This window comes from Streptomyces sp. B8-7 (assembly GCF_058833805.1).
This window is the reverse complement of the sequence record NZ_JBYRRL010000001.1, coordinates 261654-285884: the sequence shown is the minus strand read 5'-3', so window position 1 is coordinate 285884 and position 24231 is coordinate 261654. Positions and strand designations below refer to the sequence as shown.

The following is a 24231-nucleotide window of genomic DNA, read 5'->3' as shown; positions in this document are numbered from 1 at the left end:
AGATATCAGGGTCCGGCCAGGGTCATACCGACTCCCGTCCCGCGCTGCGGACCGTCACCATGGCTGTATGACTGATCACCAGCACGCCGCGGACGCCGGCCGGGACACCGGGGGCGCCTCCGGTCCGCCGCCCGCGGGCCCGGGGGCGGAGGCGTCCGCGGACCCGCGCACCCACGCGCACGCGGGTGCGCACGGGCGGGCGGGCGCGCGGACGAAGGGGACGGGCCCGGTCGGCGCCGGGCCGACCGGCGCCGGTGCCACCGCCGCGTCGGCGGGCCGGTCCACCGACACGGACCCGCCCGGCTCCCCCGGTGCGCCCGGCGTGCCCGGTGCTGCCGGTGCTGCCGGTGCTGCCGACGGTGGGTCCGTGCCGGAGCCCCGGTTCCGGCGGGAGCGGCACCACAAGGTGCTCGCGGGTGTGTGCTCGGGCCTGGGCCGGCGGTGCGACATGGACCCGGTGATCTTCCGCATCACGCTGGCGGTGCTGTCCGCCACCGGCGGCATCGGCCTGATCTTCTACGGCTTCGCCTGGCTCCTCGTCCCGTACGACGACGAGGAGGGGAACGAGGTCCGCAAGCTGCTGACCGGCCGGGTGGACGGCCAAGCCCTCACAGCGGTGCTGTTCGCGCTGGTCGGCTGCGGGGTCTTCCTGACGATGGTGAACAACGGCGACGTGCTCAGCTTCGCCGTCGTGCTCAGCCTGCTGCTGGCGGGCGCCGGGTACTGGTCGCAGCGGCGCGGCGCCCCGGACCCCGACCCGCTGGCCGCGCAGGCCGTCGCCGACGCCCCGCCGGAGGCGAAGGCCCCACCGGTGCCGGCCACCTATCCGTCCTGGTGGCGCGACCCCATCGTCAAGGACGGCAAGCACGTCGGCGGCACCGGCTATCTGTGGGGGCCCAGCGACTCCCGGGACCGGGACATCGCGGCCGCCGTCACCATCGGCCGGACCACTCACGAGCAGGGAGCCCGCACGCCCCGGCCCCCCGCTCCGGCCCAGCCCAAGCCGCGCGCCCCCCGCTGGATCGGCGGCTGGGTCTGCCTGCTCGCCCTGCTGGGCGGCGCCCTGACCACTCGACTGACCTGGGAGGACCACCCGCTGGGGACCAGCGTGCAGGCCGGACTGGCGTGCATGCTGATCGTCCTCGGCCTGGGTATAGCGGTGAGCGCGTTCGTGGGGCGCACGGGGGCCGGGTCGGTCCTGCTCGCCGTCGTCGCGGCCGGGCTGCTGGCCGTGGCCGCCGCGCTCCCGAAGGACATCGGCACCCACTGGACCCGCACGACCTGGCGGCCGGCCGCGGTGTCCGAGGTGCGGCCGCAGTACGAGCTGGGTATCGGAGTCGGCACGCTCGACCTGTCCCGACTCGACCTCGGCGAGGTCCGCCGGCTCGGCACCAGCGTCGAGGTCGGTGTGGGCCGGGTCGTGGTCGTGGTGCCGCCGGACATGACCGTGAAGGCGAACATCGACGTGGGCGTCGGTGACATTCAGTTGCCGGGCGAGGACAGACAGGACGTGGATGTGGCCGCGGGCCGGGCGCAGGAGGCGACCCTGCCGCCGGCCGGCGGCACCGGATCGGAGGGCACCATCGAGCTCGACCTGCGAGTCGCTGTGGGACAGGTGGAGGTCAGCCGTGCTGCGTCATGAGTTCCGGCCGGGAAGGCTGGTGGCCGGCCTCGCCGTCGCCGCCGTGGGTGTGCTGTACGCCGGGGACGCGGGCGGCGCCTGGGACACCCCGTGGTTCGTGGTGATTCCCGTCGTCGTCGGCGGCCTCTGCCTCGCGGGAGCCGTGGGTCTGGCCGCCCGCCGCGGCCAGCGCCGCCACAGCGGCTGACGCGGACCGGGCGGGCCCCGGACCACCCCGCCCGGGGGCCGGCTAGGTACGGCGGCGCCGGGACCGGCGCATCGCGTCGAGTGAGAGGTAGGGCGCCCCGGCCAGGACGAGCGGCAGCCAGCAGATCAGGTAGGGCAGATCGTTGCCGTAGTAGTAGGGGTCGGAGTTCCAGCTGACCGTCAGCCACAGGCTGAGGGAGATCAGCGCACCCCCGAGCGCGGCGACCCGGGCCAGGAGGCCGAGCAGGGTGCCGAGTCCGACGGCCAGCTCGCCGAAGGCGATGGCGTAGCCGAAGCCGACGGGGCTCTTCAGGGCGAGGTCGACCAGGGCCGGGATGGCGGCGGAGTCCCGCACGACGCGCATCGTGTCGCCGATGGAGCCGGCGCCGGAGTCCTGCAGGAAGGCGCTGTCGGTGAGCTTGTCCAGGCCGGCGTAGACGAAGGTGACGCCGAGAAAGAGACGCAGAGGGAGGAGGGCGTAGCGCGTGGCGGTGTCGCGCCAGCCGTGACCGCCACCGGCCTGGGGAGTGTACGTGTCACGGGGAAATCGGTGAGTCATCGCCTCGGCCGCCTCTCACGCACGAAGGTGGGCTCCACGTCCGACGATACGGAGCAGAGGAGGGTGTCGCACAGAAACAGAACAGGTGTACCCGGGGACGGGAGCCTACCGGGCAACAGGGCCTCGATGATCACCACCGGAGGGCGGCGGGCTCGAATCGGACTCGCCGGATCTCAGCTCAGCAGGTCGGGCTCGCTCCGGCTGATGTCCCGCCACAGGGGCTGATAGTTGATCCAGCCCACCAGGTCGCCGCCGAGCTGCTCGCGGGTGGCGACGGCCATGCGGTGGTCGATCAGGACAGGGCGTCCGGCGGCCCGGGCGGTGAGCTGCACCTGAGCGGAGCGCTCCATGGAGATGAACCACCAGGCGGCCGCGTCGACCGAGTCGCCGACGGTGAGCAGGCCGTGGTTGCGCAGCACGAGCGCCTTGCCGGAGCCGAGCGCGGCGGCGATGCGGCGGCCTTCCTCGGCGTCGACGGTGACGCCGGTGTAGGAGTCGTAGAGGGCGTGGTCCTCGTAGAAGGCGCAGCTCTCCTGGGTGAGGGGGTCGAGGAGTTCACCGAGGGCGGCCAGGGCGCGGCCGTGGACGGAGTGGCAGTGGGCGACGGCGACGACGTCCGGGCGGGCGGCGTGCACCTGGGCGTGGACGGTGAAGGCGGCCTGGTTGACGTGGTAGCGCCCCTCGACGACCTGCCCGTCGGAGTTGGCCAGCACCAGATCGCTGACGGTGACGTGCGGGAAGGGGATGCCGAACGGGTTCACCCAGAAGCAGTCGCTGTGCTCGGGGTCCCGGGCGGTGATGTGGCCGGAGACGCCGTCCTCGAAGCCGAACCGCCCGAAGACCCGCAGCGCGCCGGCGAGGCGTTCCTTGCGGTGGCGGCGTTCGTCCTCGACCGACTCGTGCATGGGCGGCATGGCGAACCGCAGCCGGCCGGTGGGGAGGGCGGGGGGCGGCGTCGGCCGGGGCGTCCCGTGCATCGGGCCTCCAGAGAAAGTCACTGTACGAGGCGGAAGCTACCCCCGGTTCGCAGGGGAGGACAGGGTGATCGACGAAGATGATGCCCCGGGATGACGCACGTAACAAAAGCGCGGCAGACGCGACTGCAACCATCGGGGCGGTTCCGGTGTCCGGACATCCGAATCAGTTCTTCAGAGCCGCTCCCCGCCGTGCGCCGGGGGGGAGCCGGCCGTCCGGAGCCAGGAGCCCCCGCCGTGAACCTCGCCGAGCAGCACATCACCGCCGTCATGAGACAGGTCGCGTCCCAGGACGTCGTCCGGCTCGACCATCCGTACGCGAAGACGCAGACGGTGGCGTCACTCGCGTACGTGGCGGAGGCGTACGGCTTCCGGTACGCCGACGCGCGCGTCGAGGGCAAGGACAAGACCCTGTACGTCTACCTGGTGCGCGACACGGACGACCGGGCCGGGCGGCTCGCGGCGGCCAACGCGGCGGCGTTCCCGCAGGCGGGCGCGGGCGGCGAGGTCCCCGGCATGCGGCACGGCACGCTCACCCCGTTGCCCGAGGCGCAGGCCGGGGTGGACCTGCTCGCCGCGCTCATACGTTTCGACGCGCTGGGCTCGGCCGCGAACCGCAAGCAGCTGCTGACCATGTCCTGGGCGTCTCCGCTGCTGTTCGTGCTGCTGGCGGCGGTGACCGGGAAGTGGGCGGTGCTGCTGCCGGTCGCCGTGCTGCTGCCCCTCTTCCTGCTCGGCTCGCTGCGCCTCAACGCGGCCAAGCGGGCGAAGCTGGCCGGGCGGCTCGCGGCCGCGGGATGCGCGCCGGTGCGGGACGAGTCCGGGCGGGAGCGGTACGTCCGCCCTGTCCCCCACGGCGCGTAGCGGGCGGACCGCGGGCGCTCGGGCGTCCGGTGCGCATGCCCCGGACGCCGCGGCCCGGTCCCGGAGCGCGGGCCGGGGCCCGTCGGTGAGGACCCTTGCGCCTGGGCGCGAAAGCAGAACGCGAAAGCAGAACGCGGAAACAGAACGCGGAAACAGAAGAGGCGGAACCGCGTGAGCGGTTCCGCCTCCTGCAGCCCGCCGGGTCCGGAGAGCGGGAGCGTGCTTGTCGGGCTTCCCGGCCTGCGCCCGGCCGGCGCGGGCCGAAGCGAGCGTGCGGGCTACTCCCGCGGGAGGGTCACTCCCACTCGATGGTGCCCGGGGGCTTGCTGGTGACGTCGAGGACGACACGGTTGACGTCGCGGACCTCGTTGGTGATGCGGGTCGAGATCCGGGCGAGCACGTCGTAGGGCAGCCGGGACCAGTCGGCGGTCATGGCGTCCTCGCTGGACACCGGACGCAGCACGACGGGGTGGCCGTAGGTGCGGCCGTCGCCCTGGACGCCGACGCTGCGGACGTCCGCCAGCAGCACGACCGGGCACTGCCAGATCTCGCGGTCGAGGCCGGCCGTGGTCAGCTCCTCGCGGGCGATGGCGTCGGCCTCGCGGAGCAGGTCCAGGCGGTCCTTGGTGACCTCGCCGACGATGCGGATGCCGAGGCCCGGCCCCGGGAAGGGCTGCCGCTGGACGATCTCCTCCGGCAGGCCGAGCTCCTGGCCGACCATGCGGACCTCGTCCTTGAACAGCTGGCGCAGCGGCTCGACGAGCTTAAACTCGAGGTCCTCGGGGAGGCCGCCGACGTTGTGGTGCGACTTGATGTTCGCGGTGCCGGTGCCGCCGCCGGACTCGACGACGTCCGGGTAGAGGGTGCCCTGGACGAGGAACTCCACCGCCGGGCCCTCGTCGGCGATGATCTCGGCCTGGGCCTGCTCGAAGACGCGGATGAACTCGCGCCCGATGACCTTCCGCTTCTCCTCCGGGTCGGACACCCCGGCCAGCGCCTTCAGGAAGCGCTCCTCGGCGTCCACGACCTTCAGCTGCACGCCGGTCGCGGCCACGAAGTCCTTCTCGACCTGCTCGGTCTCGCCCTTGCGCATGAGGCCGTGGTCGACGTAGACGCAGGTCAGCTGGGAGCCGATGGCGCGCTGCACAAGGGCGGCGGCCACGGCGGAGTCGACGCCGCCGGACAGGCCGCAGATGGCGCGCCGGTCCCCGACGAGCTCGCGGATCGCGGTGACCTGCTCGTCGATGACGTTGTCGGTGGTCCAGGTCGGCTGCAGACCGGCGCCCCGGTAGAGGAAGTGCTCCAGCACCTGCTGGCCGTGCGTGGAGTGCATGACCTCGGGGTGGTACTGGACCCCGTAGAGCTTCTTCTCGTCGTTCTCGAACGCGGCGACCGGGACGACGTCCGTCGAGGCCGTGACGGTGAAGCCCTCGGGGGCGGCGGAGCAGGCGTCGCCGTGGGACATCCACACGTACTGCTCACCCGGGGTGCCCTCGAAGAGGGTGGAGGCGGTCCGGGAGACGTGCAGATCGGTACGGCCGTACTCGCGGGCGCCGGTGTTGTCGACGGTGCCGCCCAGGGTCTGGGCCATGAGCTGGAAGCCGTAGCACATGCCGAAGACCGGGACACCGGCCTCGAAGAGCGCGCGGTCGAGGCGCGGGGCGCCCTCCTCGTACACGGACGAGGGGCCGCCGGACAGGATGATCGCCGCCGGGTTCCTGGCGAGGATCTCCTCGACCGGCATGGTGCTCGGCACGATCTCGCTGTAGACCCGCGCCTCGCGGACTCGACGGGCGATGAGCTGGGCGTACTGCGCGCCGAAGTCGACGACCAGGACGGTGTCGGTGGCGGCGGCAGGCGGAGTCGCTGATGACACGGGGGCCTTCCGGCGGATGGGGCGGGTCTCTGTGCTGGCCAATTCTACCGAGGTGCGGCGCCCCCGCTCCGGCCGCTTCCGCCGGCGTGCGGCAGGGCCGCTCCCGCGCGCGGGCCCGGCGCCCCCGCCCGGCCCCGCCGACCGCCCCTTCCGGGACGCCGCCCGGCACGAATCGCCCCGAACGGCCGGACCCGCACGAGCCCGCTGAGCCCGGGGCCGGTGAGCCCGGTGGGGCCCGATGGGGCTTGGTGGGGGCTTGGCGGGCCCGGCGGGCTCGCTGGGGCCTGTGAGCCCGGTGGGGTGCGATGAGCCCGGTGAGGCCGGTGGACGTGTGAGCCCAGTGGGCGCGAATGAGGTCGGTGAGGGGCCTGTGAAGCCAGTGAGCTCGATGAGGCCGATGAGGCCGATGAGGCACACATGAGGCACATGGGTCTGATGGATCCTTTGAGATCAGTCAGCCCGGTGGGGCGTGATGGGCCCGCTGATCCCACTGGGCAGCACGAGCCCGGTGAGTCCGCTGGGGCCGGTGAGGCCGGTGAGGCCGGTGAGCCCGGTGAGGCCGGCTAGAAGGCTGCTGAAAATCTGGTGTTCTGGCCCCGGCTCGGTGGAGTCGGGGCCAGTCTTGTAGGCATGCAGGGGGAATGGGCCGGGGAGCCGGTCGGGCCGGATGTGTGGGAGACGTGCCGGGAGCTGATCCCGGCGGGGAGTGTGTTCGCGTTCCTGGCCGAGCACCGCGAGGTGCTGTTCCCGGCGGAGATGTTCGCGGACATGTATCCCTCGTCCAACGGCCGTCCGAGTCTGCCGCCACAGGTCCTGGCCGCGACCGTGGTGCTGCAGAGCCTGCACGGGCTGTCGGACTTCGAGGTCGTTCAGGAATTGCGGTGTGACCTGCGGTGGAAGGCCGCTTGCGGGCTCGGCCTGCACGACACCGCGTTCGATCCGTCGTTGTTGACGTACTTCCGGCGCCGCCTGCGCAACTCGGCCGATCCGACGCGGATCTTCACCAAGGTCAAGGAGGTCGTGGCCGCGACCGGGGTGCTCAAGGGCAAGCAGCGGCGGGCGCTGGACTCCACCGTCCTCGATGACGCGGTGGCCACCCAGGACACCGTCACCCAGATCATTTCCGCGATCCGGCGGGTGATCCGAGAGGTTCCCGGCGGCCAGGAGACGGCCGGCCGGTGGTGCACGGCCCACGACTACACCAACCCGGGCAAACCGAGGATCGCCTGGGACGACGAGACGGCCCGCGCCGCGCTGGTCGACGCGCTGGTCACCGACGCCCTCAACCTGCTCGGACACCTGCCCGAGCAGAACCTGGGCGAGAAGGCGGCGGACGCCGTCGGCCTGCTGGCCCTGGTCGCCGGACAGGACGTGGAACCCGCCAAGGACTCCGACGGCCGCGACGGCCGCTGGCGCATCGCCAAGCGCACAGCACCCGACCGGACGGTGTCCACCGTCGACCCCGACGCCCGGCACATCCACAAGAACCGCACCCGCCACCAGGACGGCTTCAAAGGACATGTCTCCTTCGAGCCGGAGACCGCACTGTTCACCGCCGTCGCCCTGACCGGCGGCTACGGGCCCGGCAACCACGAGGCCGCCATCGCCGCCGACCTGCTGGCCGACGAAGAAGAGGGCACGGAGTTAACCGTGCTCGGCGATTCCGCCTACGGCACCGGCGAACTGCGCGAGCGCCTTCAAGGCCAGGGCCACACCCTGGTGATCAAACCGCCGCCGATCCGGACGGCCGTCCCCGGCGGCTTCACCATCGACGACTTCCGCCTCGACCTGGCCGCCGGCACCGCGACCTGCCCGGCCGGACACACCGCCAACCTCGGGCAGGTCAAAGCAGACGGCGCCCGCACCGCCCAGTTCAAACGCCTCTGCGCCGACTGCCCCCTGCGGGAACGCTGCACCACCTCCAAGACCGGACGCACCGTGAACGTCCACCCCCAGCACGAACTGCTGGCCGCCGCCCGCCACCAGGCCGCCACCGACCCCGCCTGGCAGGACGAATACCGCCGATGGCGGCCCCCCGTCGAACGCGCCATCGCCTGGCTCGTCGGCAAAGGCAACCGCAGAGTCCCCCACCGCGGCGTGATCGCCAACAACATCTGGCTCCACCACCGCGCCGCCGCCCTCAACCTCCGCCGACTGATCAACCTCGGACTCACCCGGACCAGCACTACCTGGCACCTCACCCCCGCCACCGCATAGGGAAAGGGGCCATCCGGCCTCAGGCCGGACAGCCCCAACAAGATTTTCAGCAGCCTTCTAGATGAATGAGTCCGATGTCCGTGCTGGTCGCGACCATGGCGAAGGGCGCCCGTTGGTCAGTGTGTGAAGACAAACCTGGACGCCCTTCTTGCGGCACTGTACGTGTTCATCGACGACCACGTGGCGCCTTGTCGCCGGATCGGGCGACCTCCGAAACTGACGGACGCCGAACTGCTGTGCCTGGCCGTCGCCCAGGTCCTGCTCGGTTTCCCCTCGGCCCGGCACTGGATCCGCTTCGCCCACGCCCGGCTGGGGCACCTGTTCCGCTATCTGCCCCAGCAGTCCGCCTACAACAAGCGCCTGAACGCCGCAGGTCCGCTGATCAGCCAGGTGATCGAGGCACTGGCCCGGCAGGTCCCGACCTGGCACGACGACCTGCGGCTGATCGACTCCACCCCGCTGCCCTGCGCGGCCTCCCGCGAGACCGTCAAACGCTCCGCCCTGGCCGGGCACGGCAGCTACGGATACTGCCGCAGCCACTCCCGTTTCTTCTGGGGCCTGCGCCTCTACCTGGTCACCACCGCCGAGGGCATGCCCGTCACCTGGTGCCTGGCCAACCCGAAGATCGGCGAACGCGAGGTGATGGCGGCGCTGCTGGAACGCGACCACCACCTCGTCCGCCAGGGCCAGGTGATCCTCGCCGACAAGGGCTTCGCCGGGAAGGAGTTCGAAACCTTCGTCAGCGAGCGCCTCGGAGCCCACCTCGTGCGGCCCGACCGGAAGGACGAGCCGGTCCGGCACGGCAAGATCGCCCGGGTCCGGCAGTGGATCGAAGCCGTCATCGACACCCTCAAGGGCCAGCTCAGCCTCGAACACCACGGTGGCAGAACCCCGGCCGGAGTCTTCGCCCGCACCGGACAACGACTCCTCGCCCTCGCCGCCGGCATCTGGCACAACTGGACCACCGGCGCCCCAGTCAAACGATCACTGATCGCCTACGACCACTGAAGACATCGGACTCATTCATCTAGCGCGGTGGGGCACGGCCCGCTCGATCCGGCCTCGCTCGATCCGGCCCCCGGTGGGTCAGCCCCGGCGAGCCGGCCCGAGCCCGGCCGGACCGGCCCCGCCCAGCATGCTCCGGCCCGCAGGGCGGGACGGGCGGACCGTGCCGTGACCGCGGGTCCCCGTCCGGCCGACCGGGCGGCCTTCGGTGGGCCGTCCCCGGCGGAAGCGCCCCGGGCCCGGCCGGGCCCGGACCGCCTCGGCCCCTCCCGGACCGTCTCAGGATGCGGGCCGGGTTGGTCCGGCCGGCGCGGCCCGGCATACTGGCCGCATGCTCACCCAGACGACCTTCCGCTTTACCTATGGCAACCGGCCCTCCGGCTGCCATGGTCGTGCTGCTTGAGCTGACGCCAAGCGACTTCCCAGGCGCCCCGGGCCGACAAGGCCCGGGGCGCCTGCCGTTTCCCCCGGGTCCTGGCGTCCCGGGGCCTCCTGCCCCATCCGGCCGAGGAGCCCCGACATGACCACCACGACGACCACCCCCACGACTGCCACCCCTGCCACGACCACCCCCGCCACGACCACCCGCGCCACGACCACCCCCGCCACGACCACGCCCGCCACGGGCGCCCCAGCCGCATCCGCCCCCGCCGGGCCTCCCGCCGAGCGGACCGGCGCCCGTACCGTCGAGGCGGCCGAGGTGATCGGCGGTGCCAGAGAGCGCATCGACGCGCTCGACGACCGGATCATCGGCCTGATCCAGGAACGGATGGCCGTGTCGGCCGTCATCCAGGAGGCGCGGATCACCTCCGGCGGCCGCCGGGTGAACCTCTCCCGCGAGATGGAGATCCTCGGCCGGTACGGCGAGGCCCTGGGCCGGCCCGGTACGCCGCTCGCCATGACCCTGCTGGAGCTGTGCCGGGGACGCGTCTGAGCCGGACCGGACACGCGCCCGGCCGGATCTGAGTTCGAGCCCCGTCTCACCCGTACGGCGCGTGACCGGCGGACGAACCGCTTCGTTGCTCCGGATGTCCGTGCCAGCCAGGCGCGGGCCCGAGAGAACCACGCGTGGCTCGCTGGGGCGATGAGACGTACGGAACGTGCCGTGCGTCGTGGGACCTCGCCCCAGGGTCGTGACCGGACGGCAGGGGACAGCAGCCCGGTCACCCAAGAGAACGGCCGGCTCCGGGGACGCCCGGGGCCGGCCGGCGGGGACCGTCCCCCTTCCCCGCCCCGCCCCCGCCCCTCCACAGGTGACTCACCTCACAGCAGAACCCTGCGCATGCGGGGACAACCATTCACCGGCCTCACTGATCCAACCGGGCAACGACAAAGCCCACCCGCGATCTTGAGGTCTGCATGAAGCTCAGCCGTGCCCTCGTGGCGGCCGCCGCGACCGCCGTCGTCGCACCGCTCGCCCTGCTGTCGGCCACCGTCGCCGCGGCCGACCCGGCCGGCCCCGCGAGCGCCGAGAGCGCCGAGAGCGCCGTGAGTGCCTCGGCGTCCGATCCGTCCGGGTCCAGCACGGACGGCACCGGCACCCCGACCGGCACCGGCGTGCCGACCGGCGCGGCCACGGAGACCGGGGCCGAGACGGCGGCGGAGACGCCGGGCGACACGGAGAGCCCGACGGACGCGGGCTCGGGCACCCCGACCGGCACCTCGACCGGCACCCCGACCGGCACTCCGACGTCCTCCACCTCGCCCTCGGCGACCGGCGAGCCCGAGCCGACCGCGGAGCCGTCCGAGACGGACTACCCGTTCTGCGAGGAGGTCGACTCCGGCCACACCACCAAGGTGTCCGCGGCCATCGAGGGTCTGCCCGGCAGGATCGTCGCGGGGGACGGCCCGCACAGCTTCCGGCTGACGGTGCGCAACGACTCCGGCACCGCCCTGGAGAACGTCCACCTGTACGCGGAGGTGGAGAACTACGAGCTGGAGGAGTCGGAGTTCCTCAGCCCGCACGTCCAGCTGGAGTTCAAGGACGGCGACGCCTGGACCCGGATCGGCGACGGCGACTGGGCGGGCGACGACTTCCTCGGCACCACGCTGGAGGCACACGCCGCCAAGTCGGTCCAACTGCGCCTGACCGTCGGCGCGGAGGCCCGGCCCGGTGACGCGTACTCGTTCGGGTCCGGCGCGTACCTCGACCGGGTCGGCGACCGGGACTGCATCGCCGAGGGCTGGGCCCAGTACGACTTCGAGGTACTCAAGCCCGGTTCCGCCAACCCCGACCCGGGTACGGCCACCCCTAGCGACTCGGACAAGAAGCCGCAGGGCGGCACCGGCTCCTCCGCGGGCGCCGGCAACCTCGCCCGAACCGGCTCCAGTTCGGCGCTGCCCGTCATCGGCCTCGTCGGCGGTGTCGCCGTCGTGGCGGGTGCCGGGGCGGTGTTCGCGGTACGCCGCCGCAAGGGCGGTGCCGGCAGCTGACCCGGGCGTGACGCGCGGCCCGGGGAACGACGGCCGCACGTCACCGTGAGACAGCCGTGGGGACCTGCGCTCGGAGGGGGGCGCAGGTCCCTACGGCTGTCTCACGGCGGCCGCCACCCAGCCGAGCGGCACCCACCGGCCACCACCGGGCGCCACCACAGCCGGCCGCCACCACCGGCGGGGCACCTCCGGCGGGCACCGCCGAGGCCGGCGGGGCCTACTGTTTCGGCGGCACCGCGGGCATGCCGAGGAACGGCAGCCGCAGCGCGCCGAACGCCTCGGCCGGCACCGCGGGGGACTTGGGCTCGACCGGCTGGACACGGGCGTAGGCCGCACCCTGCTCGGGCCGCGGGTCCGCCTCGCCCTTGTTCGGCCAGAACGACATCGCCCGCTCGGCCTGGGCCGTGATGGTCAGCGAGGGGTTCACGCCCAGGTTCGCGGAGACCGCCGAGCCGTCCACGACGGAGATGCCGGGGTGCCCGTACAGCCGGTGGTAGGGGTCCAGCACCCCGGTCTCGCGGGAGGCGCCGATGGGGCAGCCGCCGAGGAAGTGCGCGGTCAGCGGGGTGCCCATCAGCTCACCGACGTTGGACCCGGCGAAGCCGTTGATCTCGGCGGCGATGGCGTTCGCGCCGTCCTGGGCGGCGCGGATCTGCTTGGGGTTGGGGGCGCCGTGGCCCTGGCGGGCGGTCAGCAGACCCTTGCCGACGCCGTCCGGCTTCAGGTACGTCGTCAGGGAGTTGTCCAGCGACTGCATCACCAGGCCGATGATGGACCGCTCCGACCAACGCCGGTTGGACAGCGAGCGCAGCACCAGCACGGGGTGCCGGGCGGCGTTCGCGAGCCAGCCCAGCACCCGGGAGGAGTTCTCCGCGTACGGGACCTGGAGGATGGACAGGCCGCCCATCGAGTTGGAGCCCTTGCCGTAGCGGACGGGCTCGATGTGGGTGTCGGCGTCGGGGTGGATCGAGGACGTGATGGCGACGCCGCGCGTGAAGTCGGCCCGCTGCCTGCCGGTGGCCTTGCGGTAGCGGCGGTCGGTGGTCTGGGCGCCCACCAGCGCCTCGGAGTTGGTGCGGGTGAGTTCGCCCAGCCGGTCCGACAGGTACGGCAGCCGGCCGTCGGCCTTCATCCGGTGCAGCAGGGTCTGGGTGCCGTAGGTGCCGGCGGCCAGGACGACCCGGCGGGCGGTGAAGATGCGGCCCCGGCCCTTGCGGCGGTTGTCGGTCGGCATGGTGGTGACCGCGAAGCCGCCCCGGGAGTCCTCGGTGACCGCCACGACCGTGGTCATGGGGTGCACGGCGGCACCGGCCTTCTCGGCGAGGTGGAGGTAGTTCTCGTTGAGGGTGTTCTTCGCGCCGTGCCGGCAGCCCGTCATGCACTCGCCGCACTCGATGCAGGCCCTGCGGGCGGGCCCCGCGCCGCCGAAGTAGGGGTCGGGGGCCTGCCGGCCCGCCTCGGCCCGTACCGTGCCGTCGGCGTCATGGCCGTCGCCGAAGAACACCCCGACCGGGGCCATGTGGAAGGTGTCGCCGACGCCCATCCGCTGCGCGGCCGCCTTCAGGTGGACGTCCGACGGCGTCATGGTCGGGTTGAGCCGTACCCCGAGCATCCGCCGGGCCTGGTCGTAGTACGGCGTCAACTCCTCCTGCCAGTCGGTGATGCCGCGCCACTGGGGGTCGTCGAAGAACTGCTTCGGCGGCACGTAGAGGGTGTTGGCGTAGTTGAGCGAGCCGCCGCCCACGCCCGCCCCCGCGAGCACCATCACGTTGCCGAGCAGGTGGATGCGCTGGATGCCGTACAGGCCGAACTGGGGAGCCCACAGGTAGTTCCTGATGTCCCAGGAGTTCTTGGGCAGCGAGTCACGGGTCCAGCGGCGGCCGGCCTCCAGCACGCCGACCTTGTAGCCCTTCTCCGTCAGACGGAGCGCCGTGACGGAGCCGCCGAAGCCGGAGCCCACGACGACGACGTCGTAGTCGTAGGCGTAGTCGTTCGCGCCGTCGTTCGCGCCGTCGTTCGCGTAGTCGCTTGCGCCGTCGCTTGCGCCGTCGTTCGCGCTGTCGCTTGCGTCGTCGCTTGCGCGGTCGGCGTCGTCGCTCGCCCGGTCACCGTCATGGCTGGCGTCATGGCCGCGGCCGGCGCTGTGGTCGTCGCCGTGGTCGTCGCCGTGGTCATGGCCGGGGCCGGGGCCGGTCACGTCGCCTCGGCCGTCGTCGAGGCCGCGGCCGTCGCCGTGATCGCGGTCGTGGGTGTCCTGGGGCACGTGTACTCCTCGTCGAGTGGTGCGTGCGGTCCGTCCGGGTGTCTCGCCGGGAGCGTGGGCACGGTTGTCGTCCGGGACGCGGGCGCAGGCCGGGGCCGGGGGCCGGGGGCCGGGGAGAGGTGCGTCGGCCGGCGCCCCGGGCGCGTCCCGCCTACTTCAGCCGGAGTGCCTTCATCAACCTCAGGCTCCGGCTCATCAGGGCCGCGTACTTCTCGTCGTCCATGCCGAGGGCCGGGGCCATCGGCAGGAGCCGCTGGTGGGCCACCGTCTGGGCCTCCGTGTACTTGAGGATGCCCTCGGAGCCGTGCCGGCGGCCGAGGCCGGAGTCCTTCATGCCGCCCATGGGGGACCCGACGGAGCCGTAGGCGGCGCCGTAGCCCTCGTTGACGTTGGCCGTGCCGGTGCGCAGCCGTGCGGCGACCGCGCGGCCGCGCCGCCCGTTGGTGGTCCAGACGGCGGAGTTGAGCCCGTACGGCGTGGCGTTGGCGCGCTCGACGGCCTCGTCGTCGGTGCGGAAGCGGTAGACGGAGACGACCGGCCCGAAGGTCTCCTCCGCGCACACCGCCATCGGCTCGGTGACGCCGTCGAGGATGGTCGGCTCGTAGAAGTACGGGCCGATGTCCGGCCGGGCCACCCCGCCCGCGAGGAGCTTCGCGCCCTTGGCGACGGCCTCGTCCACGTGCCGGGTCACGCTCTGCAGCTGGCGTTCCCCGGCGAGGGAGCCCATGTCGGCGCCGTACGCGAGGGACGCGCCCAGCCGCATCGCCCGGGTGCGGGCGGCGAAGCGCTCCAGGAAGGCGTCGGCGACCGACTCGTGCACGAGCAGCCGCTCGATGGAGATGCACAGCTGCCCGGCGGAGGCGAAGCAGGCGCGGACCGCACCCGCGGCGGCCTTCTCGATGTCGGCGTCGTCCAGGACGAGCATGGCGTTCTTGCCCCCGAGTTCGAGGGAGACCCCGACCAGGCGGGCGGCCGCGCCCCGGGCGACCTCGCGGCCGGTGCGGGTGGAGCCGGTGAAGGAGACGTAGTCGGCGTGCCGGACGATCTCGGGGCCGACCACCGGGCCCTCACCGATGACGACCTGGAACACCTCGGCGGGCAGTCCGGCCTCGACCAGCAGGTCACGGGCCCACAGGGCGGTCAGACAGGTCTCGGTGTCCGGCTTCATCACCACCGCGTTGCCGGCGACGAAGGCGGGCAGCGCGTCGCCCACGGACAGTTCCAGGGGGTAGTTCCAGGGGGCGATCTGGCCCACGACACCGCGCGGATGGCGCAGCTCGGTGGCCTTGGTCAGGGCCGGGATGGCGCCCCGGTGCCGCTTGGGCCTCAGGTACGCCGCCGCCCGGTGCCCGTAGTGGCGGGCGGCGACCGCGACGGCCTGCACCTCCTCGTGGGCGTGCAGACGGGCCTTGCCGGTCTCCAGCTGGATCAGGTCGAGCACCTCGGCCTCGCGCTCCAGCAGCAGATCGTGGAAGCGCAGCAGCACCGCGGCGCGCCGACGGACCGGCACCTGCGCCCAGACCGCCTGGGCGGCGCGGGCGGACGTGAAGGCGCGTGCGACGTCCTCGGGGGCCGACTCGGGCAGGTCGGCCAGTTTCCCGCCGGTGAGCGGGGAATGGTTGGCCGTGCGGCCGGAGCCCGTGACGCCCTTGGTCAGCCGGGCCACGAGTTCCGGGGTGACCACGTCGGCGGCGGTGCGGACACCCGTCGGGGCGGGGGCGACGGGGTTGGTGCCGGGTGCGGCCTTCTCGGATGCCTGCGCTTCGGTCATGACGCGCAGGGTATTCCTGCGCGGAGCCTTTGTGTACCCGTCGGTAATAGGGATTCACCGGGCACACACAATCCGCCAGCGATCACTGGCAACAAAGCTCCTGATCAGCGCGCTTGTACGCGGCCCTGCCGGACACACGGGCACGCGCGGAAATCCCGGAAGCCGCCGGTCCCGGACACCCCGGAAGCCGGCCCGCCACCGGACTCCCGGACCCCCGGACTCCCGGACTCCCGGACTCCCGGACTCCCGGACTCCCGGACTCCCGGAAGCGTGCCGGGCCCGGCCTGCCCCGGCGAAACGCCCCGGGCACGGCGACGGCCTCTGCAGAGCGCCTCGCCGGAGCGCCTCGCCGGAGCGCGTCCTCAGAGCCGGTCCACCTCGAAGCCGGCGACGGCCTTCTCGGCGACCTCGCGGCCCCGCTCGGTGAAGTCGCCGCGGCCCGGGTAGGCGACGGACAGCCGGTACATGTCGTCGCCGCTGGTCCGGTAGTAGAAGATCCTCACCTCCGTCGGTACGGCGTGGTCGCTGTCGGAGTCGTCCGTGAAGGTCACGGTGCTCTCGGCGGCCTCCCGCCCGCGGAAGTCGGTCTTCTCCGTGACCACGCCGACGGGTGCGTCGTCGGCGATGCGGTAGGCGGAGCCGGTCCGCTCCTCGATCTGCTTCTTCTCCTCGTAGGCCTGGCCGGTCGCCGAGCTGGCGATCCGGTCGTAGCGGTCCTCCGACTTCTTGCGCAGCTCCAGCCGGACGTACACTCCGCCGCCGGCGTCGGTGTAGCGCACCCAGTGCTCGTCCTCGCCGGGGTCTTCCGGCACCCGCCGGACGTAGCCGTCCGGCACCGTGACCGTCGCGCCGAGCTCCTTGACCCGGTGCTGCGTCCAGCCCTCGGACGACGGGCCGGCGAACGGCCGGGCGATCACGCAGTACGCCGCGACCGCCGCGGCGACCACCACCGCGCCGATGCCCAGCAGCGCGCCACGGCCGACCCGGCCGCCGCGCGCCCCGGCACCGCCCGGCCGGGCCCCGTCGGCGGTGGCCGGTGAGGGAGGTACGGGGGCCGGGGCGGAGGCCTGCGGGCGGGCGGCCGCCTCCAGCAGGGCCCGTACCCGCGCGGCGCCGGGGCGACCGGCCGGATCCTTGTGCAGCAGGCCGTTGATGACCTCGGCGAGCGGTCCGGACGCCGCGGCGGGCGGGGCCGGCGTGGCGTTGAGGACGGACTGGAGGGTGGCCGGTGTGTTGCTGCGCCGGAACGGCGAGACGCCCTCGGTCGCCGCGTACAGCACCACGCCCAGCGACCACAGGTCGGAGGCGGGGCCCGGCCGCTGGCCCAGCACCCGCTCGGGCGCGACGTACTCCGGCGACCCGACGAAGCCTCCGGTGTCGGTCAGCCGGGTCTCGCCCTCGATGTGGGCGATCCCGAAGTCCGTGAGGACGACCCGGCCGTGCTGCCCCAGCAGGACGTTGTCCGGTTTGACGTCCCGGTGCAGGATGCCCGCCGCGTGGGCCGCCTCCAGCGCGCCGAGCACCTCCAGGCCGACCCGGGCGGCCTCGCGGGCGTCCAGCGTGCCCTCCTGGAGGGCGGCGCCGAGGGAACGGCCGCGCACCAGCTCCATGACGATCCAGGGCCGGTCGTCGACGACGGCGACATCGTGGACGGTGACCACGGCCGGGTGGTCGAGCCGGGCCGCCGCCCGGGCCTCACGGCGCATCCGCTCGTAGGCATTGGCCCGTTCGCGCTCGGAAAGGTGGTCGGGGACCCGGGGTTCCTTCACGGCGACCTCGCGGCCCACCGTCTCGTCCTCGGCCCGCCACACCGTGCCCATGCCGCCGTGCCCGAGCTTGCCGAGCAGCCGGTACCGTCCGGCGATCAGCCGCCCCGCCTCCGGGTCCGGCCCGGTGGTCCGCGCCGCGCGCGGGTCCGGCTCGGTGTCGGGCGGTCGCGGCGGGGCGGCCGGGCCGGGGCCGGACGGGGCGGAGCCGGGGGGCACCGGGGTCGCGTACGGATTGCCGGGGTGCGGGACGGCCGCAGGCGGGTGCGGCCGCGGATGCGCGTGCGGACCCGGATGCGAAGCGGGGCCCGCGCCGGGGCCCGACTGCGCCCCCTGGCCCTGTTCCTGGCCCTGCCCCTGCCCCTGTTCCTGGCCCTGCTCCTGTTCCTGCCGGTGCTCCTGTTCCTGCCGGCGCTCCTGTCCGTGCTCCTGCCGATGCTCCTGTCCCCGTCCGCGCTCCTGCCCGTACTCCTGCCCGTACTCCTGACCCTGCCCGTGGTCCTGACCGGGGACCCGCCCCTGCCCCTGCCGCGGGTTCGAGCTGTGGTCCGGACTCGGCTTCGGCGGTTGCAGGACGAAACTCGTCGGTTCGTCAGCCCCTTGGCGGGCTCCCCCGTTGCTGCTCATGCCTCCATGCATACCGCGCCGGACGCTCCGGCAGCCACCGGGGAGGAGCCGCGGTCACCGACCCGTGACCCGGGGCGCGACGGACCGGGACGCGGTCAAGGGACCGTCCGCCGAGGGCCGTTGCCCGGCCCGGGGGACGGCATGGCCCGGGGACGGAACGGACAGGGGACGGTGCCCGCCGGGACGGCCCGGCGCGGGAGAGCACGGACCGGGAGGACGCGGACCGCCCGCCGCTCAGGCGGCGCTGAGCGGGAACTCCTCCGCCAGCTCCCGGAACACCGCGCCGTTGAGGTCGAAGGCGCGCTTGCACTCCTCGACGATCCGCTGCTTCTCCAGGTCGTCGGCGTCCACCCGGTCGAGCAGTTCGCGGTAGGCCCGTTTGAAGGAGGCCGGGTTGGCGATGCCGTCGAAGACGTAGAACCGTACGCCGTCACCCTTGCGCGCGAAGCCCCAGGTGCGCTCGGCCCGGTCACGGATGATCTGACCACCCGACAGGTCGCCCAGGTAGCGCGTGTAGTGGTGGGCGACATAGCCGGCCGGCCAGTCGCGGGCGCACCCGGCGACCCGCGCCGCGTACGCCGCGGTGGCGGGCAGGGCGGACAGCCCGGCGCGCCAGCCGGGGCCGAGCAGGTGGGCGAGGTCCTGCTCCAGGGCGGCGGTGCGGAAGAGCTCCGGCTGGATGAAGGGTCCGGCGACGGGGTCGGCGCGCAGGGCGGCCGCGCCGTCCTCCAGCGCGCGGTAGACGAACCAGAGCTGTTCCGTGTAGCGCGCGTAGGCGTCGACCGGCAGGCGTCCGCCGAGGAGGTCGCTCATGAACGTCGACGACTCCGCCTCCGCGTGCTGTTCGTGGGACGCGGTGCGGATGAGCGACGAGAAGGGCGTGTCCAAGGCGTGCCTCCGGGACCGTAGGGCTCGGGAACCACGACGATGGTGCCGACTTAGGCTTACCTAAGTCAATGGGTTCCCGACGGCCTGTCGGTAAAAACGCTACCCCTCGAACGGCTCAGCGCAACGTAAGGATCCCGGCGCCCTCCCGACCGCGCCCCAGGCCGTCCTCCGCCCACCGCCGCTCCGGTCCGCGGCCGCCCACCGACGCCACCCCGGCCCGCCGCCACGCATCCCCTGCCGCTCCCGGCCGCCGCCGGTCATCCCACCCGACCGCCCCGCCCACCGCCGGTCATCCCCAGACCGGCTCCGGTCCGCCGGCCGCCCGTCTCCCTCCTTACGGCGGGCTCCCCGTGGTCCCCTCCTCCGGGCTCCCGGTCGCGCTCCCGGTCGGACTCACCGTCAGGCCCCCGCCCGGCTCCCCCGGTGCGGTCCCGGCCGGAAACCCGCCGGGGTCGCCCGACGGGGTTCCGGACCCGGTGCCCGCGGGTGTGCCCGACGTGGTGGTCCGTGGCGAGCTCACGGAGTTCGTCGGAGCGGGCGTCGTCGGCGAACCTCCGGTGTCCCCGTCGCGGTTGACGAGCAGCGCCGCCGCCGACAGGCCCACCACCGCCGTGGCCGCCACCAGCGCGGCCACCAGCAGCCGGGGGCGCGGCATCCGCTGTTCCGGCTCCGGCGTCCGCCCCGTGTCGAGGAAGCCGCGCAGCATCCACTCGGCCTCCGCCGCGTCCAGCCGCCGCTCCGGATCGCGCTCCAGCAGCCCCCGTACGACGGGCAGGAGGGGCGCGGCCTGGGCGGGCAGGCGGATGTCGTCGGTGAGGACGGCGTGCACGACCGCGCCCAGCGAATCGCGGCGGAAGGGCGACTCGCCGCTGACCGCCGCACACAGCAGGGCGCCGAGCGACCACAGGTCGGCGGCGGCCCCCGTGCCGGCCCCGGACATCCGCTCGGGTGCGGTGTACTCGGGCGACCCCACGAAGGAGCCGCTCTCGGTGAGCGTGGTGGTGCCGTCCACGTGGGCGACCCCGAAGTCAGTGAGGACGACCCGCCCGGTGTGGTTCTCCACCAGGACGTTGGCGGGTTTGAGGTCACGGTGCAGGACGCCGGCCGCGTGCGCGGAGCGCAGGGCGCCGAGCAGGGCGACCCCGATCCGGGCCGCCTCGCGGGCGTCGACGGGTCCCTGGGCGGCGATCCGGTCGGCCAGGGAGCCGCCGTCGACGAACTCCATGACCAGGTAGGGGCGTTCGTCGTGGGCGACGACGTCGTGCACCACGATCACCTGCGGGTGGCGCAGTTGGGCCACCGCGCGGGCCTCCCGCAGGGTGCGGTCCCTTCGGCGGCGGGACTCCTCCGACGTGAGCGTGTCGTCGAGCGTGAGCTCCTTGACCGCCACGACCCGGCCGAGCAGTTCGTCGGTGGCACGCCAGACCACGCCCATGCCGCCGCGTCCCAGCACCGTCTCCAGCCGGTATCGGCCCGCTATCACCCGCCCGCCCGTCCGCTCGGTCCCCATGCGCCCCATGATGCATCAGCCGGAGTGGTACCCTCCGGGCCGCTCGGCCGCAGGTGGCCGACAAGCGACGGTCGGCGACGGGTTTCGGCCGGAGGACGTCCGCCCTCCGGCCGGAGGGCGGACTCGCCGCCCAGCCGCTCCACACCACCCTGACGGGGTACTAGGGCGTGTTTTGAAAGTAGCGTCGTCTGCCCGAAGGGCAGGTCTGGCGGCGTCTGGTGCGTGCGATCGCAAGGCGGAGGGTCGCCCCGATACTGGATGTATCGGGGCGAGCCCGACAACGCGGCGAGCGTGCGTGCCAGACGCCGCCAGGCAGGCGGGACTTTCGAAACACGCCCTAGAAGATCACTGAAAATCTTCGGTTCTGGCCCCGCGTGTGCTGACGCGGGGCCAGACTGTTGTGTGTGCAGGGGGAATGGGCCGGGGAGACGGTCGGGCCGGATGTATGGGAGACCTGCCGGGAGCTGATCCCGGCGGGGAGTGTGTTCGCGTTCCTGGCCGAGCACCGCGAGCGGTTGCTGCCGCCGGAGATGTTCGCGGACATGTACCCCTCGGCCAACGGCCGGCCGTCGTTGCCGCCGCAGGTGCTGGCGGCGGCGGTGGTGCTGCAGAGCCTGTTCGGGACCTCGGACGTGGAGACTGTGCTGGAGCTGCGGTGCGACCTGCGGTGGAAGGCGGCATGCGGGCTGGGCCTGTACGACACCGCGTTCGACCCCTCGCTGCTGACCTACTTCCGGCGCCGTCTGCAGCGCTCGGCGGACCCGGGGCGGATCTTCACCCGGGTCAAGGAGGTCGTGGCCGCCACCGGCATCCTGCGCGGGAAGCGGCGCCGCGCGCTGGACTCCACGGTGTTCGACGACGCGGTGGCCACCCAGGACACGGTCACCCAGCTGATCTCGGCCATCCGCCGGGTGATCCGCGAGGTGCCCGGCGCCGGCCAGGTCGCCGCCACGTACTTAGCCGCGCACGACTACGCCGATGCGGGCAAGCCGAGGATCGCCTGGGACGATGAGCAGGCCCGCGCCGAGCTGGTCGACGCGCTGGTGAGCGACGCGCTCAACCTGCTGGGCCGTCTGCCTGAGCAGGAGCTGGGCGAGCGGGCGGCGAACGCGGTCGGCCTGCTGGCACTGGTCGCCGGCCAGGATGTCGAGCCCGCCGAGGACTCCGACGGCCGCGACGGCCGCTGGCGCATCACCCGCGGCACCGCCCCTGACCGGGTGGTCTCCACCGTGGACCCCGAGGCCAGACACATCCACAAGAACCGCACCCGCCACCAGGAGGGCTTCAAGGGCCACGCTGCCGTGGAGCCGGAGACCGGCCTGTTCACCGAGGTCGCCCTGGCCCCCGGCAGCGGGCCCGCCAACCACGAGGCGAGAGTCGCCGAGGACCTCCTGGCAGACGAGACCGAACCGGTCGAAGTGCTCGGCGATTCCGCCTACGGCACCGCCGGCCTGCGCGAACACCTCGAACAGGCCGGCCACGACGCGATCCTCAAACCGCCGCCGCTCCGGATGGCGGTCCCCGGCGGCTTCACCAGCGACGACTTCCACATCGACACCGAGACCAGCCAGGTCACCTGCCCGGCAGGGCACACCCTCCCGCTCGGCAAGCCCCTGAAGGGAGGGTTCCGTCAGGCCCAGTTCAAGACGCTGTGCACCGGATGCCCGCTGCGCGAACGCTGCACCACCTCCAAGACCGGCCGCGTCCTGCGGGTCCACCCCCAGCACCGGCGCCTGGCCGACGCCCGTGCCCAGGCCGCCGACCCCGTCTGGAAGGACACCTACCGCCGCTGGCGGCCACCCGTCGAACGCGGCATCGCCTGGCTGACCGCCAAAGGCAACCGCAGACTCCGCTACCTCGGCACCCTCAAGAACGACACCTGGCTCCGCAACCGAGCCGCCGCCCTCAACCTCCGCCGACTCATCAACCTCGGCCTCGAACCCGCCAACGACGGCACGTGGACCCTGACCCCGGCCACACCATGAAGCACGGAGGGCGGCCCCGCCACCGGCGGAACCACCCTCACAGCAAGATTTTCAGTGATCTTCTAGGCTTGTTCTTTTACCTCTGGCCTCGAACGTTGCCTCGTACAGGCTCGCTCGTCTGGGGATTCGCCGGGCATGCTGACGGCCTTCGTATGACCATGCGTTCCGCCACGGAATCACGTTCATACGAAGGCTGCAGAGGTGAGTGTGCTGGACCACGATGCCCGGCGGGATGCGTTCGACTTCACGTCCCACTTTCGGGAAGACCTGTTCGCGTGTCTGACCCGGCGCGGGGACGCGCTGTTCGAACTCACGGACGCGATGCTCTGCGAGGACGGGCCGGTGACCTCGCCGGTCGACCTGACACTGCTGGCCGAGCACCGGCGTGGGCACGGAGCGATGTACGATGCGCTCAACCGGGGCCGCATCGACGCAGACCGGTTGCGCAAGGCTCTGGCGATGCTGCCGCAGCCCAAGGCCGCCGACAACCGTCTGGTCCTGGCCGTCGATGTCTCCGCGTGGCTGCGCCCGGACGCGCCGACCAGCCCGGACCGTCTGTTCTGTCATGTCTACGGACGCTCGGGACGCTCTTCGGACCAGCTCATCCCTGGCTGGCCGTACTCGTTCGTGGCCGCGCTGGAGACGGGCCGCACCTCGTGGTGCCAGCTGCTCGACGCGGTCCGGCTCGGCCCCGACGACGACGTCGCCGAGGTCACCGCCGCCCAGGTCCGCCGTGTTGTCACCGACCTGGTCGACGGCGGCCAGTGGGAGGAGGGAGACCCGGACATCCTGGTCGTCTTCGACGCCGGCTACGACGCTCCGCGCATGGCCTACCTCCTTGACGGGCTCCCCGTCGAGGTGCTCGGGCGGATGCGCTCGGACCGGGTGATGCGCCGTCCGGCACCCTCGCTCAAGCAGTACGCCCTGGCCTACCCCCAGGGCGGCAGGCCGCCGAAGCACGGCAAGGAGTTCCGCTTCGCCAGGCCCGACACCTGGGGCGAGCCCGACGCGGAGACCGTGCAGGTCACCGACCGCTACGGCACCGCACAGGCGATGGCCTGGGACCGGATCCATCCTCGCCTCACCACTCGTTCCGCATGGATCGACCACGACGGTGAACTCCCCGTCATCGAAGGCACCCTGATCCGGCTGAAGGTCGACCACCTGCCCGGCGACCGTGAGCCGCTGCCCTTGTGGCTGTGGTCCTCGAAGACCGGCATGGCCGGCGAAGAAGTCGATCTGCGCTGGCAGGCTTTCCTTCGTCGCTTCGATTTGGAACACACCTTCCGCTTTGAGAAACAGACGCTCGGCTGGACGCGTCCCCGGCTCCGTACTCCCGAGGCGGCAGACCGGTGGACATGGATCGTCATCGCCGCGCACACCCAGCTCCGGCTCACCCGGCCCCTCGCCGCAGATCTCCGCCGCCCCTGGGAGAAGCCGGCCGAGCCCGGCCGGCTCACCCCGGCCCGAGTCCGCCGAGGGTTCAGGAACATCCGCCCCCACCTGCACAATCCGGCCCGTGCACCCAAACCGTCAACTCCAGGCCCAGGACGCCCACTTGGCTCCAAGAACCGACGGCCCGCCACTCGTTACGACGTGGGCAAAACGACCAGGCGGCCCGAAAGTATCGCGGAACGTAATCAACTCAAAGCTCGCAAACCATAA

Annotated in this window: 17 protein-coding genes; 9 read left to right on the top strand and 8 right to left on the bottom strand. The window is 72.9% G+C overall.

The annotated features are described in order from the left end of the window. The first annotated feature begins 67 nt into the window (after positions 1 to 67). Complete coding sequence (locus tag AC5K6T_RS01300; protein ID WP_493204874.1) at positions 68 to 1642, top strand: PspC domain-containing protein; 1575 nt, start codon at positions 68 to 70, stop codon at positions 1640 to 1642. Further along, on the top strand, positions 1629 to 1829 hold the full coding sequence (locus AC5K6T_RS01295) for a hypothetical protein (protein WP_493204873.1): 201 nt from the start codon (positions 1629 to 1631) through the stop codon (positions 1827 to 1829). The genes AC5K6T_RS01300 and AC5K6T_RS01295 overlap by 14 nt, the downstream gene beginning before the upstream one ends. A gap of 42 nt (positions 1830 to 1871) precedes the next feature. On the opposite strand, the gene AC5K6T_RS01290 is transcribed toward AC5K6T_RS01295, so the two are convergent. Both AC5K6T_RS01290 and AC5K6T_RS01285 read right to left on the bottom strand, forming a co-directional pair. After that, on the bottom strand, positions 1872 to 2387 hold the full coding sequence (locus tag AC5K6T_RS01290; RefSeq protein WP_493204872.1) for a DoxX family protein: 516 nt from the start codon (positions 2385 to 2387) through the stop codon (positions 1872 to 1874). 173 nt (positions 2388 to 2560) lie between these two features. Continuing rightward, positions 2561 to 3364, bottom strand: a complete 804-nt coding sequence (locus tag AC5K6T_RS01285) for a class II aldolase/adducin family protein (RefSeq protein WP_493204871.1) — start codon at positions 3362 to 3364, stop codon at positions 2561 to 2563. 234 nt (positions 3365 to 3598) lie between these two features. On the opposite strand from AC5K6T_RS01285, the gene AC5K6T_RS01280 reads away from it, so the two are divergent. Further along, positions 3599 to 4225, top strand: a complete 627-nt coding sequence (locus tag AC5K6T_RS01280) for a hypothetical protein (RefSeq protein WP_493204870.1) — start codon at positions 3599 to 3601, stop codon at positions 4223 to 4225. 295 nt (positions 4226 to 4520) lie between these two features. Here the strand turns inward: AC5K6T_RS01280 and guaA are convergent, their stop codons facing one another. Next, complete coding sequence (guaA, locus tag AC5K6T_RS01275; RefSeq protein WP_493204869.1) at positions 4521 to 6101, bottom strand: glutamine-hydrolyzing GMP synthase; 1581 nt, start codon at positions 6099 to 6101, stop codon at positions 4521 to 4523. A 630-nt stretch (positions 6102 to 6731) separates the two neighbouring features. Between guaA and AC5K6T_RS01270 the strand changes: the two genes are divergently transcribed. The 4 genes from AC5K6T_RS01270 (at position 6732) to AC5K6T_RS01255 (ending at position 11756) form a co-directional block, all read left to right on the top strand. Then, on the top strand, positions 6732 to 8318 hold the full coding sequence (locus AC5K6T_RS01270) for an IS1182 family transposase (protein WP_493204868.1): 1587 nt from the start codon (positions 6732 to 6734) through the stop codon (positions 8316 to 8318). Positions 8319 to 8441: 123 nt separating this feature from the next. Beyond that, entirely contained in the window at positions 8442 to 9326 is an 885-nt protein-coding gene (locus AC5K6T_RS01265) for an IS982 family transposase (protein WP_493204867.1), read from the top strand. Positions 9327 to 9843: 517 nt separating this feature from the next. After that, positions 9844 to 10257, top strand: a complete 414-nt coding sequence (locus AC5K6T_RS01260; protein ID WP_493204866.1) for a chorismate mutase — start codon at positions 9844 to 9846, stop codon at positions 10255 to 10257. Between the two features lie 425 nt (positions 10258 to 10682). Beyond that, positions 10683 to 11756: an LAETG motif-containing sortase-dependent surface protein gene (locus AC5K6T_RS01255; protein ID WP_493204865.1), complete on the top strand. Its 1074-nt coding sequence runs from the start codon at positions 10683 to 10685 to the stop codon at positions 11754 to 11756. Positions 11757 to 11973: 217 nt separating this feature from the next. Here AC5K6T_RS01255 and AC5K6T_RS01250 read toward each other — a convergent pair whose 3' ends face one another. The 5 genes from AC5K6T_RS01250 to AC5K6T_RS01230 all read right to left on the bottom strand — a co-directional run bounded on the left by AC5K6T_RS01250 (position 11974) and on the right by AC5K6T_RS01230 (position 20581). After that, positions 11974 to 13716 (bottom strand): GMC oxidoreductase, encoded by a 1743-nt coding sequence (locus AC5K6T_RS01250; RefSeq protein WP_493207272.1) that lies wholly within the window; start codon positions 13714 to 13716, stop codon positions 11974 to 11976. 454 nt (positions 13717 to 14170) lie between these two features. Further along, a complete protein-coding gene (locus tag AC5K6T_RS01245) occupies positions 14171 to 15790 on the bottom strand; it encodes a succinic semialdehyde dehydrogenase (RefSeq protein ID WP_493204864.1) in 1620 nt (539 codons plus the stop codon). A gap of 362 nt (positions 15791 to 16152) precedes the next feature. Further along, the gene (locus AC5K6T_RS01240; protein ID WP_493204863.1) at positions 16153 to 18183 is read right to left on the bottom strand and encodes a serine/threonine-protein kinase; all 2031 of its coding nucleotides are present in this window, start codon (positions 18181 to 18183) and stop codon (positions 16153 to 16155) included. A gap of 234 nt (positions 18184 to 18417) precedes the next feature. Beyond that, the gene (locus tag AC5K6T_RS01235) at positions 18418 to 19071 is read right to left on the bottom strand and encodes a biliverdin-producing heme oxygenase (protein ID WP_493204862.1); all 654 of its coding nucleotides are present in this window, start codon (positions 19069 to 19071) and stop codon (positions 18418 to 18420) included. 334 nt (positions 19072 to 19405) lie between these two features. Further along, positions 19406 to 20581 (bottom strand): serine/threonine-protein kinase, encoded by a 1176-nt coding sequence (locus AC5K6T_RS01230; RefSeq protein WP_493204861.1) that lies wholly within the window; start codon positions 20579 to 20581, stop codon positions 19406 to 19408. Positions 20582 to 20985: 404 nt separating this feature from the next. On the opposite strand from AC5K6T_RS01230, the gene AC5K6T_RS01225 reads away from it, so the two are divergent. Then, a complete protein-coding gene (locus tag AC5K6T_RS01225; RefSeq protein WP_493204860.1) occupies positions 20986 to 22566 on the top strand; it encodes an IS1182 family transposase in 1581 nt (526 codons plus the stop codon). A 201-nt stretch (positions 22567 to 22767) separates the two neighbouring features. Further along, a complete protein-coding gene (locus AC5K6T_RS01220) occupies positions 22768 to 24231 on the top strand; it encodes an NF041680 family putative transposase (RefSeq protein ID WP_493204859.1) in 1464 nt (487 codons plus the stop codon).

Coding starts and splice junctions, on each gene's coding strand:
- AC5K6T_RS01300 (WP_493204874.1), top strand. CDS start 68: ATGACTGATCACCAGCACGCCGCGGACGCCGGCCGGGACACCGGGGGC.
- AC5K6T_RS01290 (WP_493204872.1), bottom strand. CDS start 2,387: ATGACTCACCGATTTCCCCGTGACACGTACACTCCCCAGGCCGGTGGC.
- AC5K6T_RS01285 (WP_493204871.1), bottom strand. CDS start 3,364: ATGCACGGGACGCCCCGGCCGACGCCGCCCCCCGCCCTCCCCACCGGC.
- AC5K6T_RS01270 (WP_493204868.1), top strand. CDS start 6,732: ATGCAGGGGGAATGGGCCGGGGAGCCGGTCGGGCCGGATGTGTGGGAG.
- AC5K6T_RS01260 (WP_493204866.1), top strand. CDS start 9,844: ATGACCACCACGACGACCACCCCCACGACTGCCACCCCTGCCACGACC.
- AC5K6T_RS01255 (WP_493204865.1), top strand. CDS start 10,683: ATGAAGCTCAGCCGTGCCCTCGTGGCGGCCGCCGCGACCGCCGTCGTC.
- AC5K6T_RS01245 (WP_493204864.1), bottom strand. CDS start 15,790: ATGACCGAAGCGCAGGCATCCGAGAAGGCCGCACCCGGCACCAACCCC.
- AC5K6T_RS01240 (WP_493204863.1), bottom strand. CDS start 18,183: ATGAGCAGCAACGGGGGAGCCCGCCAAGGGGCTGACGAACCGACGAGT.
- AC5K6T_RS01230 (WP_493204861.1), bottom strand. CDS start 20,581: ATGGGGACCGAGCGGACGGGCGGGCGGGTGATAGCGGGCCGATACCGG.